Source organism: uncultured Flavobacterium sp. (assembly GCF_963975005.1).
GTDB lineage: Bacteria > Bacteroidota > Bacteroidia > Flavobacteriales > Flavobacteriaceae > Flavobacterium.
Map to the genome: position 1 here is coordinate 1 of NZ_CAXBFR010000061.1, position 16304 is coordinate 16304.

At 26.8% G+C, this 16304-nt stretch carries 16 protein-coding genes and 1 pseudogene; 9 read left to right on the top strand and 8 right to left on the bottom strand.

Annotated features, from left to right (window positions below; translation table 11 throughout):
• A pseudogene (locus AACZ53_RS08750) lies at positions 1-217 on the top strand (glycosyltransferase family 2 protein); the annotation flags it as partial.
• 14 nt (positions 218-231) lie between these two features.
• Here AACZ53_RS08750 and AACZ53_RS08755 read toward each other — a convergent pair.
• The gene (locus tag AACZ53_RS08755; protein ID WP_339837202.1) at positions 232-1047 is read right to left on the bottom strand and encodes a 2OG-Fe(II) oxygenase; all 816 of its coding nucleotides are present in this window, start codon (positions 1045-1047) and stop codon (positions 232-234) included.
• 52 nt (positions 1048-1099) lie between these two features.
• Here AACZ53_RS08755 and AACZ53_RS08760 point away from each other — a divergent pair, with 52 nt between their 5' ends.
• The gene (locus AACZ53_RS08760) at positions 1100-2191 is read left to right on the top strand and encodes a glycosyltransferase (RefSeq protein WP_339837204.1); all 1092 of its coding nucleotides are present in this window, start codon (positions 1100-1102) and stop codon (positions 2189-2191) included.
• A gap of 5 nt (positions 2192-2196) precedes the next feature.
• Entirely contained in the window at positions 2197-3141 is a 945-nt protein-coding gene (locus tag AACZ53_RS08765; RefSeq protein ID WP_339837207.1) for a glycosyltransferase family A protein, read from the top strand.
• Here the strand turns inward: AACZ53_RS08765 and AACZ53_RS08770 are convergent.
• The gene (locus tag AACZ53_RS08770) at positions 3122-3517 is read right to left on the bottom strand and encodes an FdtA/QdtA family cupin domain-containing protein (RefSeq protein ID WP_339837210.1); all 396 of its coding nucleotides are present in this window, start codon (positions 3515-3517) and stop codon (positions 3122-3124) included. The two genes, AACZ53_RS08765 and AACZ53_RS08770, sit on opposite strands and share 20 nt — an antisense overlap.
• A 3-nt stretch (positions 3518-3520) precedes the next feature.
• On the bottom strand, positions 3521-4615 hold the full coding sequence (locus AACZ53_RS08775; protein ID WP_339837212.1) for a glycosyltransferase: 1095 nt from the start codon (positions 4613-4615) through the stop codon (positions 3521-3523).
• Positions 4616-4652: 37 nt separating this feature from the next.
• Here AACZ53_RS08775 and AACZ53_RS08780 point away from each other — a divergent pair, with 37 nt between their 5' ends.
• Positions 4653-5795: a glycosyltransferase gene (locus AACZ53_RS08780; protein WP_339837214.1), complete on the top strand. Its 1143-nt coding sequence runs from the start codon at positions 4653-4655 to the stop codon at positions 5793-5795.
• Entirely contained in the window at positions 5792-7042 is a 1251-nt protein-coding gene (locus AACZ53_RS08785) for a hypothetical protein (RefSeq protein ID WP_339837217.1), read from the top strand. The genes AACZ53_RS08780 and AACZ53_RS08785 overlap by 4 nt, the downstream gene beginning before the upstream one ends.
• Here the strand turns inward: AACZ53_RS08785 and AACZ53_RS08790 are convergent.
• From AACZ53_RS08790 to AACZ53_RS08805, 4 genes are read right to left on the bottom strand one after another with little or no spacing between them, the layout of a single operon-like run.
• The gene (locus tag AACZ53_RS08790) at positions 7026-8300 is read right to left on the bottom strand and encodes an O-antigen translocase (RefSeq protein ID WP_339837219.1); all 1275 of its coding nucleotides are present in this window, start codon (positions 8298-8300) and stop codon (positions 7026-7028) included. The two genes, AACZ53_RS08785 and AACZ53_RS08790, sit on opposite strands and share 17 nt — an antisense overlap.
• Positions 8301-8870: an acyltransferase gene (locus AACZ53_RS08795; RefSeq protein ID WP_339837221.1), complete on the bottom strand. Its 570-nt coding sequence runs from the start codon at positions 8868-8870 to the stop codon at positions 8301-8303. It lies immediately after the preceding gene.
• Positions 8870-9970, bottom strand: coding sequence for a DegT/DnrJ/EryC1/StrS family aminotransferase (locus AACZ53_RS08800; protein ID WP_339837223.1), 1101 nt, complete (start codon positions 9968-9970; stop codon positions 8870-8872). The genes AACZ53_RS08795 and AACZ53_RS08800 overlap by 1 nt, the downstream gene beginning before the upstream one ends.
• Complete coding sequence (locus AACZ53_RS08805) at positions 9967-10947, bottom strand: GNAT family N-acetyltransferase (RefSeq protein WP_339837225.1); 981 nt, start codon at positions 10945-10947, stop codon at positions 9967-9969. The genes AACZ53_RS08800 and AACZ53_RS08805 overlap by 4 nt, the downstream gene beginning before the upstream one ends.
• Positions 10948-11025: 78 nt before the next feature.
• On the opposite strand from AACZ53_RS08805, the gene AACZ53_RS08810 reads away from it, so the two are divergent.
• The gene (locus tag AACZ53_RS08810) at positions 11026-12828 is read left to right on the top strand and encodes a gliding motility-associated C-terminal domain-containing protein (protein ID WP_339837227.1); all 1803 of its coding nucleotides are present in this window, start codon (positions 11026-11028) and stop codon (positions 12826-12828) included.
• A 1-nt stretch (position 12829) separates the two neighbouring features.
• Here AACZ53_RS08810 and AACZ53_RS08815 read toward each other — a convergent pair whose 3' ends face one another.
• Positions 12830-13570 (bottom strand): RDD family protein, encoded by a 741-nt coding sequence (locus tag AACZ53_RS08815; protein WP_339837229.1) that lies wholly within the window; start codon positions 13568-13570, stop codon positions 12830-12832.
• A 20-nt stretch (positions 13571-13590) separates the two neighbouring features.
• Between AACZ53_RS08815 and AACZ53_RS08820 the strand changes: the two genes are divergently transcribed.
• From AACZ53_RS08820 to AACZ53_RS08830, 3 genes are read left to right on the top strand one after another with little or no spacing between them, the layout of a single operon-like run.
• Positions 13591-14571: a stage II sporulation protein M gene (locus tag AACZ53_RS08820; RefSeq protein WP_339837231.1), complete on the top strand. Its 981-nt coding sequence runs from the start codon at positions 13591-13593 to the stop codon at positions 14569-14571.
• Positions 14555-15508, top strand: a complete 954-nt coding sequence (locus AACZ53_RS08825) for a hypothetical protein (RefSeq protein ID WP_339837234.1) — start codon at positions 14555-14557, stop codon at positions 15506-15508. The genes AACZ53_RS08820 and AACZ53_RS08825 overlap by 17 nt, the downstream gene beginning before the upstream one ends.
• Positions 15501-16226: a DUF4129 domain-containing protein gene (locus tag AACZ53_RS08830; protein ID WP_339837236.1), complete on the top strand. Its 726-nt coding sequence runs from the start codon at positions 15501-15503 to the stop codon at positions 16224-16226. The genes AACZ53_RS08825 and AACZ53_RS08830 overlap by 8 nt, the downstream gene beginning before the upstream one ends.
• Positions 16227-16304 lie beyond the last annotated feature (78 nt).

Here is a 16304-nt window from a genome sequence, read left to right on the forward strand (position 1 = left end):
CAACACTAAAATATTACAATCAATAACATTAAAGGAAAATCGTTTTGGGTTTGAACCAGAAATTACAGCAAAAGTAGCAAGAGTTTCAAAAATTAGAATTTATGAAGTTGGCATTTCCTATTATGGAAGAACCTATGAAGAAGGAAAGAAAATAAATTGGAAAGATGGATTTCATGCTATATATTGTATTCTAAAATATGGTTTATTTAGATTATAATGAGTTAGAAAATACTATTCTTTTTTATATACATGAGGATTTTCTTTAATTCCTTTTTTAAAAATTTTCCTAATTAACATTCTAATTTTTGTATCTGCTTTAAGCGCAAAATCTGTAAATTTATTTTCGGGTCTACCTCTAAATGAAGTCACATGAAAAGTATCAGACTTCGATAAAGGTTCATTTGAAAAATAATAATTAGAAACACATTTTCTTGAACCTTCAAAATTTACTGGAGAAACAGAATGTAATGATTCATTATGAGTTGCCATTACTGCTAATCTATTAAATTTACTTTGTATTGTAATTTGTTTGTTTTTTAATCCCTTTGGCCATAATTCTAAATTTCCACCATAATCTTCCTCCCAATTAGGTGTTACATAGTATAATAAATTTAAAACTCTCCATAAGTTTCTGTCTTTATCGTGCGAATTATCTAAATGTGGATTAAGAAATTGTTTGTTAGCCATCATTGAAATACCACCAGCATAAAGATTTGAATCTGGTTGTAAATTTTCAATATCACATATTTTACCTATCAAATTCACAATTCTTTCATCTTGAAAAGCATATAAAACTTCCTCAAGCAAAGCATCGTATTTATTCATTTGAACACCAATATATTTATCTTCTCTAATACTTTTTTTAAGAACCATTTCAGAAGATTTTGGAAAAACACTGTATATTTGTTTAGCCAATTCTAAAGGCAAAATATCATCTAAATAAAAGAATCCAATATTTTCTTTAGAAGATTCATATTGAATTTTTAATTTTGAATAATTTAGTTCTAAATTAGAATGAATTATGTAAGCAATATCAATTCTGTTCATATTATTAGCTTAAAAAAAATATCTTTGTAAATATAATTTAATTTTTTAAAAATTGTCTAAGAAAACAATTGTAATATCTGGTGTAAACATGGTAGATGGTGGAATTTTCACTATTCTAGATAATTGCCTTAATGAATTAAATAAATTTATTGAAAACAAAGACATAAATGTCATTGCTTTAGTCAACGATTCTTCTAAATTTAATTATAATAATATATCATTTATATCATTGCCAAAATCTAAGAAAAATTGGCTTTTTAGACTTTATTATGAATACTTTTATTTCAATAAATTATCCAAAAAAATAAATCCAGATGTTTGGTTTTCTTTACACGATACAAGTCCAAATGTAAAATGCAAAAGAAGATTTGTTTATTGTCACAATCCAAATTTATTTTATAAGCCGAGTTTTAAAGAATCAACTTTAGAGATCAAAGTCGGAATTTTTTATTTATTTTATAAATTTATATATAAAATAAATATTCATAAAAACACTAACGTATTTGTGCAACAATTTTGGATTAAAAATGCCTTCGAAAAAATGTTTGATCTAGAAAATGTAATTGTAACACAACCTGAATTTGTTAAAGAAGAAGTGAATTCAACAATTTATTTAGATGACTCAAAGGTTCATTTTTTTTATCCAACTTTAGGTAGAAGTTTCAAAAACATTGAATTAATTGGAGAAGCTATTTTACTTTTACCAGACGAAATAAGAAATAAAATAAAAGTAAACGTAACCATACAAAAGAATGATACTTTATATGCAGATTATATTGTCAAAAAATATCCTTTAAAAGAAATAAATTATCTAGGAAAAATAAGTAGAAAAGAAGTTTTTGCATATTATAATTCAATGGCTTGTTTACTTTTTCCTTCAAAATTAGAAACTTGGGGTTTGCCAATAACAGAAGCTAAAGGGTTTAATAAACCAATGTTAGTTTCCGACTTACCTTATGCAAAAGAAACCGTTGGAAATTATGAGAATGTTTCATTTTTCAAGATTGATAAGCCGAATGAGTTAGCTCAATTAATGAGAGAGCTTGTTACGAAAACAATAGATTACACTGGAAATAAATATCCTTATGAAAACGAATACCAAATCACTAGTTGGGAATCAATATTTAATCACATTTTAAACTAAGCATAATGCCATTTTTTACAGTAATAATTCCGTTATACAACAAAGAAAACTATGTTGAAAGAGCCTTAAAAAGCATTCTCAACCAAACGTTTACTGATTTTGAAGTTATTATTGTAAATGATTGTTCTACTGACAAAAGTATTGCTAAAATTGAATCTTATTTATCTGAAAAAGTAACTTTAATTCATCTCGAAAAAAACAAAGGTTTATCTGTTGCTAGAAATACAGGAATTAAAAATGCAAAAGCTGATTATGTAATGTATTTAGATGCTGATGATTTATGGAAAATCACTTTTTTAGAAACCATTTATAGATTAATTATTAATTTTCCGGAAGCTAAAATATATGGAACCAATTACGAGGAAATATACGATAAAAAAGTTTTAAAACCTTTTAATGGTTCTGACGCTTTGCCTTTTAACTTTGAAGGAATAATCGAATTTTTTAAAATTAATATTAAACAAGGAATTTATAATCACGGTTCCGTTTGTTTTCACAAATCTGTTTTTGAAAAAGTCGGTTATTATGATGAAAACATAAGATTTTCACAAGATATAGATTTCAACATAAGAGCTAATTATTTTTTTAAATTAGCTTATAGTAACACAAATCAAATGAGTTACTATATGCAAACCGATAACCAGATTACACGAAGTTCGATTTTGCATTATCAAATCCCAGATTATGATAAATATGAAGATTGGGCAAAAACAAATCCAGATTTAAAAAAACAACTAGATTTTTTGCGTTATGTTTTAGTAAAAAAACTCAAAAAAGATGGAGATAAATCACTTTGGAAGAAAATTATAAAACCTATTCAATTACGAAATTTAAATTGGAAACAAGTTATTTTATTATATGTGCCAAAGAGTGGACTTCTATTTTTAGACTCTATAAAAATGCGTCTAATGAATAAAGGAATTAAAGTATCTACTTATTCAAATAGGTAATAAAATCTTCAAAATCTCTAATGTAATCTTCTTCTAAAAAAATATCCGAATTTAACACTAAGCAAACGGCTCCAGAAGAAAAATTATCTAGTTCTCTCCAAACATTAGTTTTGAGTAGTAAACCTTTATCTGGTTTGTTTAAAGTCACTTTTTGAATCGATTTTCCATCGTTCAAAACTACATCAAAACTTCCTGAAAGAGCTATTAAAAATTCTGATTGATCTTTGTGTGCATGTCCACCACGTTGTGCAGAACTTGGCACATCATATAAATAATACACGCGTTTAATTTCAAAAGGAACCACATCTTTTTCAATGATTGCCAAATTTCCTCTATAATCTTCTACTTTGGGAATGTCTATTATTTCTATGTTCATTAACTATTTCTTTATAATTTGTAACCAATGATTCCCAATACTTTCTAATGAAAATCTTTCAACACTACTTTTAGCATTTTGTTTACAATGTAAATATAATTCTTTATTTGAAATCATTTCGTTTAAAGCTTCAGTCATTGCAAGTTTATTTTGATTTTCGACTAAAATTCCGTTTCCATTTTGGAAAATTATCTCACTTGGTCCAGAATGTAAATCATAAGAAACAACTGGAGTTTCACAAGCTAATGATTCTAACAAAACCATTGGAAAACCTTCATATTTACTTGTCATAGCAGTAAATAAAGCTTGAGAATAATAAGCATACGGATTTTGAATATTTCCTAAAAAGACAATATTACTTTCTTGTTGTAACGATTTAGCTAAATCTTGCCATTTTGGTTTCAATTTTCCTTCACCAAGAATAACTAATTTGATGTCTTGTTTTGGTAAATTAGAATTGGAATAACTTTCAATTAAATGGTCAAATTGTTTTACGTTATCTTCCATTCTTCCAACTCCTAAGATATATTTAAAATCTAAATTAGTTGCTTCAGATTTAAACTTTTCAATACTTAAAAAATCAATTGGATTATAAATTTGAGTCAGATTTTTAAAAGAATAATTATCTTGAATGTTCTTTTCAATTTCACTAGAAACGGCAACTAAACTTGAAGCATTTTTATATAATTGGTTGGCTAAAAAATTATTTTTTGGAATATAATGTTCAATAGCATTACTGTGAATTGTCTGAATAAATTTTTTATAAATAAAATTATGAATAATAAATTCTTGTAAATAAAATTCCTTGACTCTAAAATCTATAATTACATCAAATTGGTGTTTCTTGAAATATTTTTTCAATGCAAAAAATCTTTTAAAACGACTAAAAATACTATTGTTCTTGTCTTTTAAGGTTTCTAAATGCAATAACTCACCTGAGTAATCATATTTAATTTCTCCTGCAAAAACCACATGATGCACTTCAAAACCTTGATTTACAAAATAATGTGACAAAGATGCAGCACATTTTTCGGCTCCACCACCAGAAAGTGACACAGTTGTTAAACAGATTTTTAAAGGTTTATTATTTTGATTCAATTTTATGTATTTTAGCAAATGTAAAATAATTTTTTAAATGCGAATATTACTTGTAGGCGAGTTTAGTCGATTGCACAATTCTTTGAAAGAAGGTTTGGTTGCATTAGGTCACGAAGTTGTCTTAATCAACAATGGTGATGGCTTTAAAAACTTTCCTTCTGATTACTCAAATCGTGCTGTTTGGTGTGAAAGTAAATTAGGAAATATTCCAAGACAAATTATTTATAGATCCACTAAATTTGATATTTCAAAAATTGAACGTGGCATTCGTTTTTATTTTCATTTGAATAAGTTGCAAAACTTTGATGTAGTGCAATTGATTAATGAAGCTCCAATTCAGACGATACAGAAATTTGAATTTTACTTGCTTAAAAAAATATTCAATCAAAATAAAAAGGTTTTTCTTTTGTGTAGTGGTGTTGATTTTATGACTTTGAATCACATGCTTCAAAAAAAAGAAAGATATTCTATAATGAATCCTTATTTTGAAAAAATTCATGAAGCCAAAGAACAGTATATTTTTATGTTTGAATATTTGACAAAAACGCATCAAAAAATTCATCGCTTTTTATATGAAAACATATCAGGTGTTCTTGCTACAGATTTAGATTACGTAAATCCGTTAAAAGAAAATCCAAAATATATTGGAATGATTCCAAATCCAATATATTTGACTCAAATTGAACCTAAGGAATTAGATATTTCAGGTAAAATAAATATTTTTTTAGGCATTAATTCTGGAAATTCTTTTAAAAAAGGAGTTCATTTTTTCGAAAAAGCATTGGAAATTATAGAAGAAAAATATAAAGATAAAGTCAATATTCAAATCACTACAAATATTCCTTATAAACAATACAGCAGCATATATAATGATTGTCATATTTTATTAGACCAAGTTTATGGTTATGATCAAGGTTATAATGCTTTAGAAGCAATGGCAAAAGGAAAAGTAGTTTTTACTGGTGCAGATAAAGAGTTTTTAGAGTATTATCATTTAGAAGAAGATGAAGTTGCAATTAATGCTTTACCTGATGTAGATTATTTAGTCAAAAAACTATCATTTTTAATCGAAAACCCATCAAAATTGATTGAAATTGGTCAAAATGCGAGCAAATTTGTAAAAAAAGAACATGATTATATTAAAATCGCTGAAAAATATCTTGAAAAATGGATAAATTGAAAAAAATAGTATTTCAATATAAATATGAGTTTTTACTAATTTTAATTTCTTTAATTTTCATTAAGAGTTTAAGTTACTTATTACAACTTGACATTCAGTCAATAATCTATTTAGATTCTGGAAGTTATTATGAATCTGCCGAAAATGTATATTACTATTATAGAGGTCATAATTTGAGACCAATGGTGTTAGCTTTAATTCATGGAATTCCGTTTTTGTTTACAAATTCGGCCATGGAAGTCTATGCAAGCACCTATTATATTAATTTATTTTGTTGGATTGGTTCTACACTGATAATTTACAAAATTGCACAACACTATATTTCTGATAAAAAAGCCTTTTTTTTAAGTATACTAAATTTGATTATTATTGGAAATGTGATTTCTGTTTTTCACATGCTCTCAGAAAATATTTTTATATTTTTTATTGTTCTTTCTTTCTATTTTTATCATTTATTTAGAATTAAATCTAAGACACTTTATTTAGCTTTATTTTTATCTGTAGTTGTAATTTCAATGCTAATTAGACCTGGAGCAAAGTTTTTTGCGCTTTTTATTTTACTCTTTTTTATAAAAGATATTATTAAATACTATAAAACCAAATCATTTTACCTACTCTACTTTAGTTTCTTTTTAGTCTTTATTCAGTGTGCTGGGATAAAATACCAATTTGGAAATTTTACAATCAGTTACATTGATTCTGTTACTTATTATAATTATCTTGGAAGCAAAGCCATGTGTTATAAAAACGATGTTGAATATTCGCAATTTAACAATCAAAGAGGTAAATATTTATTTTCACTTGGCTATGAAGAATCAAAAGTTGAAGTTTTTAATGACATGAAAAATCAACTAAAAGGCAATAAAATTAATTTATTAAAAGCTTATTCAGATGATTTATACGAGAATAGTACAACTGGAAATATTATTTTAAATGATGTCGTAAATATAAAAAGCACTTCCTATTTTGAAAGTATAAAATCATCTTTATATAATTTCACCATCTATAGTAATGTATTTCTAACGATAACAGGTATATTATTGAGCCTATTTACTTTATTACTGCTTTATAAAGACAAATTTGTAGTTATAATAAGTGCATTTATTTCTTATACCTTTTTAACGTCTGGAGTTTCTTGTGGACAAGGAGATAGATTTCATATTGTGTTTTTCCCTTTTATATTGCTATTATTGGCGATAAATATTCAATATTTTAGGTCTAAAAAAAGGTCTAAACTTTTTGTTTAATTAACACTTTTCTAAACATAAATAGAAACACAAAAAACATTAGCACGTTAGCAAAAAAATAAGCCATTACAACTCCTTCTAATGCAAAATTCTGCATTAAGTAATAAGATAAAATGAAATAAGATAAATTATAAACTATTTCAATAAAAAAGAACTTAAACATCATGGTTTTTACTAAAATCTGATACCCAAAAGCTAATGACATAATTCTAAAAAAATCGCCTAATAATTGCCAAATTAATATTTCTGAAACCTTATTAAATTCTTGAGTAAAAGCAATATTTATTATTAAATTTTTAAAAAGATAAATTAGAACAATCATTAGAAGAAAAATTGGAACTAATGTTTTAAAATATTCTTTTAGCTCGCTTTTAAACTCTTCATCGGTTGATAATGAAGCTAATTTAGGCATATAATACAATGTAAGACCAGAACTGAACAATAACATATAAAATCCAGACAATCTTATTACTGCATCCCAAATTCCTGCTTCTTGAAATGTATAGCTTTGTATTAATAAGTTTCTTATTGAAATCAGCGTTGTTGGAATTATAATAGCACTTAACAAAGCCATTGAAGAAAATTTTCTAATTTCTTTTAAATGCTTGTTGTTTAAAACTCTTTTTATATTGAAGTTAAAAAAACCTTTTTCTTTTCTAATGAAAACAAAAGTCACTAAAACCATAATAATTTCTGAAATTGCAATTGCCAATAATCCTCCAATTATATTTTGTTTCCAAATTAACAGAGCAGAAACAATAAAAACTAAAATATTTGAAATAACTTGAATTAATATTATAGTTTTAAACCTTTCAAAAGCATTGTAAATAGAAATCCAAAACGTATTAATAACTATAAATGGTAATGTCAAAGAAAAAAACTGAATTGGAATTTTATAATCCGTTGAAAAAAACAATAATTCAGAAATTGAACTGCTAAAAATTAAAATAACACTACTAACAACAACCGAAATCATTAAAAACAACCAAAAAAAAGTAGAAAATATTAATGATAATTCTTTTTCATCTTCCTTATTTTCAACTACAAGTTTAACCAAAGAATTACTTACTCCAAGTGTAGCAATTGATTTTGACATGGTTGTGAAATTTCTAAAACTACCTAACAAAGTCATTCCTGTTGTACCAAGAAAAAAAGCAATAATTTTTGAAGAAAATATGCCCAATACAAAACTAACCATCACTGATATTGAATTCAGGGATAATACTTTTAAGGAATTATTTTTAGTGAAAAATTTCAATTAAATAGTTCTTATTATTTTTGCTGGATTTCCAGCTGCAATTACATTATCAGGAATTGATTTAGTTACAACAGATCCAAATCCAATAACAGAATTCTTACCGATTGTTACTCCTTTTAAGATGGAAACATTGTCACCTATAAAAACATTTTTTGAAATAACAATTTCAGCTACTTTAGGAATTCCGTCTGCTCTTTTATCTATCTCTAATTGATGTCCGTCTGTATCAATAATCGAACAATTAACACCAATTAAAACATCATCTTCAATCGCTATTTTTGAAAAAGAAACTGCCGAAAAATTATTATTTATTGAAACATTATCTCCAATAATGATTTTGCTTTCTGAATGTTTTGCTTCAAAATAGGAATAATGTGAGTAAAAGTTTGGTGATGATTTTACACCAATTTGAACATTTTTACCAAATTTAATTGATCCATTTCCTTCTATTAATAAAGGATGATATAACTTAGGTCTTCCATTTATATTTTTACAATTAGAAAGCCATTTGTACTTTAGAATTCTAAATTTAACAAAAACAATATTTTTTACTTTTTGAATTATATCCATTAATATTGATTTAAAATTTGAATGACTTTACTAACCTCGTCTTTTGTCATAATTGGAGAAATCGGAATACTTAAAACCTCAGCATGCATTTTCTCGGTAATTGGAAATGACAAATTATTCCATTCAACAAATGCCTTTTGCTTGTGAGGAGGAATTGGATAATGAATCATAGTATCAATTTCATTATCTTTTAAATATTCTTGTAATTTGTTTCTATTTTCTGTTCGAATTACAAACAAATGAAATACATGATTGTTTGAAAAATCCCAAAAAGGTAATTCTATTTTATCGTTTTTAATTTCAGCCAAATAACGTTTTGCAATAGTTTTTCGCTTATGATTATCTTCATTTAAATAAGGTAATTTCACATTCAAAAAAGCAGCTTGAATTTCATCTAAACGACTATTCACACCAACAAATTCATTATGATATTTTTTCTCTGAACCGTAATTTCTTAATGAAAACAATACTTTTGCTAATTCATCGTCATTGGTTGTAATTGCACCAGCGTCTCCTAAAGCACCAAGATTTTTTCCTGGATAAAAACTGTAAGCTTGAGCATTTCTAACTTCTAAATTCTGACTTCTGCCATCAAAAATTGCTCCGTGAGATTGTGCTGCATCTTCTACAACTAATAAATTATGTTGTTTGGCAATTTCATTAATCTTATCCATTTCACATAATTGTCCATATAAATGAACTGGTAAAATAGCTTTTGTTTTTGAAGTAATTTTTTCTGAAATCAAATCTGGATTAATATTAAACGTTTCTAACTTGGGCTCAACTAAAACTGGAACCAAATCCGCTTGAAGTACTGCTATAATTGAAGCTACATAGGTATTTGCTGGAACAATGACTTCGTCTCCTTTTTGCATCAAACCTAATTTAATGTAGGCTTTAAAAATCAAAACTAAAGCCTCCAACCCATTTCCAACACCAATACAATGTTTAGCCTTTGTAAATTTGGCAAAATCAGTTTCAAATTGTTTGACTTCATCTCCTAAAATAAACCATCCTTTATCTAAAACTAATTTCAATTTTTGTTGAAATTCATCTTGATATTGAGCATTTATTTTTTGAAGATCTAAAAATTTTATCATAGCATAACAGTATCAAGCAAATCGTAATTTGCAGTTTCAACTTCATAAAAATCTTGAACAACTGTTTTAGTTCCAAAACTTTCTTTCCAAAACAATAAGCCTTCATTTATGTTTTTTCCTTGATTTTCGTTAGAAGGTCCAAAATCAAAATAGTCTTTATCTTTAAAAACTTCGGCAAGTAAATGATGGTATAAATAATCTAAGCTACCCAATTGATTTTTATCGTCGTTACCCGAAACATATTGAGGATGTGCAACATGTTCTGATATAAAAACAGTCGTTCCAGCAACAATTTTTTTGCCATCATAAACATTAAAATGTCGAATATTCTCTGGGAAACGTTTTTGAAGAAAAGTAATTTCTTCAACTGTATGAACAGGTTTTGCTTGGTGTTTTTTATTCAAATTCGGAATTAATATTTCATTCCAAAATAACTCAAAATTTAATTCTTCTCTAATTTCTAAGTTATTTTTGGCTCCACGTCTAATATTTTCTTTTCTAGATTTAGCTATTTTATAAGGTTTTTTGGTATCAATTACGGATAAATTATCCCGTCTTGTCATTTTAGCTTTAATTATAAAAAGAGCATAATCAATTTCAGAAGTAAAGCAATCTAAATATATTGAAGGCATTTGTTTCAACTGCAATTTTGAAACATTTTTTTTATGTAAAAACGATAAAACTGATTTGAAAATTACCATTGCATGATCTAACTTTATAGTTTCTAAAAAAACAAAACCTCCATAAGTCAATCCTTGATGAGAGAATAAAGTATCTTCAACTCTATTGGCAGGTAGAATAGAAACCAAATTATCTTTCGCATCAAAAACTAGCAATGAAAAATCTTCAAATCTATCTTGATGATATTCCATAAAGTCTCTGTGGAACAAGAAAGTTGCATTTTTGGCTTTAGCTACAAATTCGTTCCAAAGTGAATAATAATCAGATGTATATTGTTTTATAGTGATGTTTTTCACAACTATTTTTATGATTTAATTCAAATTCTTAACTGAATAACTTAATTTTTAATAAATTAGTATCAAAATTAACTAATCTTGAAACAAAACTACTCTTTATTTTTTTCAAAAATACTGATTTTATCTTTGTTATTTACTATAAATACGAAAGGGCAAGATGTTTCTTTGTACCAACAATTTAATGGTAGATATGATTTTACATTTTTGGGAAATACTATGAATCCTGTAGAAAATACTTTTCAAGGAACTCCAGCAATTTTTACAACTTCTTCTGCAACGCTAACTTTGCAACCCAATGATGTCGTTGAAAAAGCTTTTTTATATTGGGCTGGCTGCGGAACAGGTGATTTTAATGTCAAGTTAAATGGTGTTGATATAACTGCTCAAAGGACTTTTAGTAATGTTCTACAAACACAGTTTAATTTTTTTAGTGCTTTTACAGATATTACATCTCAAATACAATCTACTGGAAATGGAAATTATACCTTATCGGATTTAGATGTCACTAGTTTTATTAATTTACATTCTCAAAACAGCACTAATTTTGCGGGCTGGGCAATTGTTGTGGTTTATTATAATCCGAATTTACCTTTAAACCAATTAAACGTTTATGATGGTTTACAAGCCGTTTCACAAGTCCAAAATCAATTAAACATTACTTTAAACTCCCTTAATGTAATTGATAATAATGATGCAAAAATTGGATTTCTCGCTTGGGAAGGTGATGTAGGTTTGTCTAATAACGAAACCCTTTCAATCAACGGAAATATTTTAAGTAACACTTTAAATCCTCCAACAAATGCATTTAATGGAACAAATACAATAACTAATAGTACAGATCTTTATAACATGGATTTGGATATTTATAGTATTCAGAATAACATTGCTATTGGAGACACTTCAGCTGACATTCAAATGACTTCTAACCAAGATTTTGTGATGATAAATGCTATTGTTTCAAAATTAAATAGTCAACTTCCTGATGCTACTATTTCTATCGACGTTACTAATCAAGCTTGTAATTCAAATATTTTATTAGTTGATTTTACGGTTTATAATTTAAATTCAACTGAAATTCTTCCTGCTGGAACTCCAATTTCAATTTATGCTAATGTTGAATTTATTGAATACACAGAAACTCTAACGCCTATTCCTATTGATGGAAGTTGGAGCGATCAAATTAGTATTTTATTACCTTTTGATATTCCTGCAAATTTTGACTTACAATTTGTGGTTGATGATATTGGGACTGGTGTTGGAATTGTGACAGAAATTAACGAAAACAATAATGTTGATTTACAGGCTATAATTCAAAACAGTTCTCCTTCTTTCAATAAATTAGATGATTTGGTTTCTTGTAATGAAGGTTTAACAAAAGGAACATTCAATTTTTCTCATTATGAAGATTTGGTTAAAACAGATTTTAATCAAATAGCCAATTTTTATACAACAATTGATGATGCTTTAAATCAAACTAACCCGATCTTTAATACGTCTAATTTTGCGGCAAATTCGACTCCTCAAGAAATTTATATTCGATTAGAAAATGAAAATTGTTATGGGTTTACTTCTTTCTTTTTGACTACAAAAAAATGTCCGCCAACTGTTTATAATTATGTTTCAGGTAATTTTGATGGATATAATGATGGCTTTTTTATTGAAGGTTTACGAGATATATTTTTAAATTTTGAAGTTAAAATTTACAACCGTTGGGGAAAATGGCTTTGGACTGGAAATCAATCAAAACCCGATTGGGATGGTTATGTTGAAAATGGTGTAGACGAAAAATATGCTCCAGCTGGAACATATTACTATGTAGTATTTCTAAATGATCCAGACTATAATGAACCTTTAGTAGGTTTTCTCTACCTTACTAGATAAATTACATATTCTGTGTGTAATAATTGTAATCCTTAAGTAAAGTTCTAATAAAATCTTGATCGTTACCCGATTGATTTTTAATGCCAGTTACACCAATAATTTTTTCTCTTAATTTTATTAAAGTCCCGTAATCTCTAGTTTTAACAGCTACTTCAAACGTTTCTTTAATAATTCGAGCATCATTATCAGAAAGCTTTATAACTAATGGATAAGTCGGAATATAATCCTCGTTTAAATCTTCTAAAATAGTCTGATTAATATTAATATTAGTCTTTAAAGAAATAACTGCTGTTCCTGCTGCCATATCTCCCATTCTCTGATTTCGTTTGTTGAATATTATGGCTAATAAACCTATAACACCATTTCCAATCATTACTTCGATTAATCTAAACAACCATCTGATTAAATAATCACCAAAACCCGCTTGATAACCATCAATTTTGATCACTTTCATCTTCATTATTTTCTTTCCAATAGTTTGTCCTTCCCAAAGGCTTTCTAAAATTAATGTGTAAAAAATAACGGGAGAAAACAGCATAATCATAATTGCACCTGAAGACCAACCGTCCATTTTAGCAAATATTTTGTTTAACCCCGACAAATCTATAATATAATACATCACAACCGAATAAGCTATAAGTACCAATATATCAAGAAGTTGACCAGAAATTCTCGAACCTACAGAAGCTGCTGTAAAATTTATATTAACATTTTGCGTAGTTGTGATTGATAATTGATTCATATTTTTTATTTTAGCCTCTAATGAGAGAAGTTGCATTCATAAAACAAAATAAAGAAAAATGGCTTGAATTTGAACAAGCTATTTTTGGTAAACTTAAAAAAAATCCTGATGATTTAGCCAGTTTGTACATACATTTGGTTAATGATTTGTCGTACGCACAAACTTACTACCCAAAAAGCAAGACTGTTGTTTATCTTAATCATTTAGCTTCGCAAACCTATCAAAAGATTTACAAAACTAAAAGAGAAGACACAAATAAACTAATTTATTTTTTTAAAACTGAAGTTCCGCTACTAGTTTATCAATATAGAAGATATGTTTTATATGCTTTTTTAATTTTTGGGATCTTGACAGCCATTGGAACTATTTCTGCCAGAAATGATGATACTTTTGTTCGATTAATATTGGGTGATGCTTATGTAAACATGTCTTTAGAAAACATTAAAGACGGAAATCCTGTTGCCGTTTATAAATCGGGAAGCAATTGGGGGAGTTTTGTCGGTATTACATTTAACAACCTTAGAGTTGGAGCACTATCCTATTTCTTTGGTATATTTTTAGGCTTTGGAACATTTTATATCTTAATAAACAATTGTATAATGTTAGGTTCATTCCAATATTTCTTTTACAGGGAAGGTGTTTTTTGGGAAAGCGTAAGAGGAATTTGGATTCATGGCTCTATGGAAATTTTTGCCATGGTAATTGAAGCTGCAGCTGGATTTGCCTTAGGAGCAAGTATTCTATTTCCCAATACATTTTCTAGATTTAATTCGTTTAAAATCGGATTTAAAAATACATTTAAAATCTTCTTAAGTACAATGCCTTTTACAATCGTTGCTGGATTTTTAGAAGGTTTTATTACAAGATATTCGATAAATATGCCTCACTTTTTAAGTGTTTTTATAATACTTTTAACTTTAAGCGCAATAAGTTATTATTATTTGATTTATCCTTTTAAAGTTCACAAAAAAATAAATAAAGAGAATGTTTCAGCTATATAAAAAAAGAGGTTTTAACGAATTAGTAAGCGATACTTTCGATTTTTTTAAAATCTATGGTAAAAACTACTTTAAAAATTATTTCATTATCAATGGTGGATTTCTACTAATCCTTGTTGTGTTACTATATTTTTTAATGAAAATATTTTTTGAAGGTGTTTTTGCAGGTGTTAATAATACTCAAGCAGATGAAAATTTTCTATTAAATAATTTAAATTCAAATTTATCCGTTATAATTGTTGGTGGAATTACAATATTAGTTTTAATCATTGTTATCAGTATAATTAATTATACATTTCCAATCGCTTATTTAAGCCTAATTGAGTCAAAGAAAGAAATTACTACTAAAAATTTAATTGCCTTTATTAAATCTAAAATTGGTAAATCTATTGTTTTCTTTTTAGCATCATTACTAACATTTATTCCATTGTTATTTATAACTTTTGCTTTACTTATTGCCTTAATGTTTGTAATTATTGGATTTCCATTGATGATAATTGTTTTACCAGCTTTTGTAAGTTGGATAACGTTAAGTTATTATGATTATATAGCTACAGAAAATAGTTTCTTGACTTCATTAAGCAATGGCTATAATCTTTTAAAAGAAAAATTTTGGCCCATAATTGGCTCAACGTTTATAATGTTCATCATCGTTCAAATCGTTGTTGGAATCGTTTATTTTGTGCCTTACATTATTGGAGTAGCCTCGTTCTTTACTAATCCAGAAGCTATGCAAGGTAATTCGCAACAAACTCTTGAAGCGTTATCCTTTATAACTATTATGATGACGATAGCAATGATTGTCTCAATTCTTTTTAATTATATGCTTCAAAATTTAATTTTAATAAATCAAGGTATAATTTATTACAGCAGTAAAGAAGAAAAGGAAAACAACGTAATTAATAATGATATTGATTTAATTGGAACTGATAGTGAATAAATTCTTAACTATTTTATTTTTCATAACTGCTTTTTGTTTTGGACAAAACGACTCGTTGCGCCCAAAAGAAGATGTAAAATATGACATAGAAACCATTAAATCTAAAAAATTTGAACCAAAGTTTAAGGATAAATATACTTCTAATGAATTTCTATACGAACAAAAAGTAGATGATTCAAAATTATCTGCTTGGAATAGATTCTGGAAAAACGTTGGGGAATTTTTTAGCGATTTATTTGATTTTAGCAATACAGATGGAACATTGACAGGTCTTGGTATTTTGATGAAAGTCATTGCTTTTATAATTATTGGTTTTGTGATTTATATGATTGTAAAAATCATTATTAACAAAGAAGGTGGTTGGGTTTTTGGAAAATCTTCAAAAAATATAAATGTTTCTGAATTAGTAGAAGAAAATATTCATACTGTAGATTTTAAAAAATTAATTTCTTCTTCAAAATCAGATAAAGAATATAGAAATTCAATACGTTATTATTATTTATGGTTGCTAAAATCAATGTCAGATAAAAATATTATTGAATGGGATATTGAAAAAACCAATTCAGATTATTTGTATGAAATTAAAAATGCTGAAACTAAATCTGACTTCCAATTTTTATCTTATATCTATGAATATTGTTGGTATGGTGAATTTGCTATATCTGAAACTGATTTCCAAAAAGCTGAAAAATCATTCCTAAAAGCCATTCAACAGTAATATGAATAAAAACCTTAAAATATATATCTTTTTATTGGTTCTTATTTTAATAGGAATCATATTCGTGGATGCAAGTAG

Excerpts from the sequence above, each read along its gene's own strand:
- AACZ53_RS08755 (WP_339837202.1), bottom strand. The coding sequence starts at position 1,047 with ATGAACAGAATTGATATTGCTTACATAATTCATTCTAATTTAGAACTA.
- AACZ53_RS08765 (WP_339837207.1), top strand. The coding sequence starts at position 2,197 with ATGCCATTTTTTACAGTAATAATTCCGTTATACAACAAAGAAAACTAT.
- AACZ53_RS08770 (WP_339837210.1), bottom strand. The coding sequence starts at position 3,517 with ATGAACATAGAAATAATAGACATTCCCAAAGTAGAAGATTATAGAGGA.
- AACZ53_RS08780 (WP_339837214.1), top strand. The coding sequence starts at position 4,653 with ATGCGAATATTACTTGTAGGCGAGTTTAGTCGATTGCACAATTCTTTG.
- AACZ53_RS08795 (WP_339837221.1), bottom strand. The coding sequence starts at position 8,870 with ATGGATATAATTCAAAAAGTAAAAAATATTGTTTTTGTTAAATTTAGA.
- AACZ53_RS08800 (WP_339837223.1), bottom strand. The coding sequence starts at position 9,970 with ATGATAAAATTTTTAGATCTTCAAAAAATAAATGCTCAATATCAAGAT.
- AACZ53_RS08815 (WP_339837229.1), bottom strand. The coding sequence starts at position 13,570 with ATGAATCAATTATCAATCACAACTACGCAAAATGTTAATATAAATTTT.
- AACZ53_RS08820 (WP_339837231.1), top strand. The coding sequence starts at position 13,591 with ATGAGAGAAGTTGCATTCATAAAACAAAATAAAGAAAAATGGCTTGAA.
- AACZ53_RS08825 (WP_339837234.1), top strand. The coding sequence starts at position 14,555 with ATGTTTCAGCTATATAAAAAAAGAGGTTTTAACGAATTAGTAAGCGAT.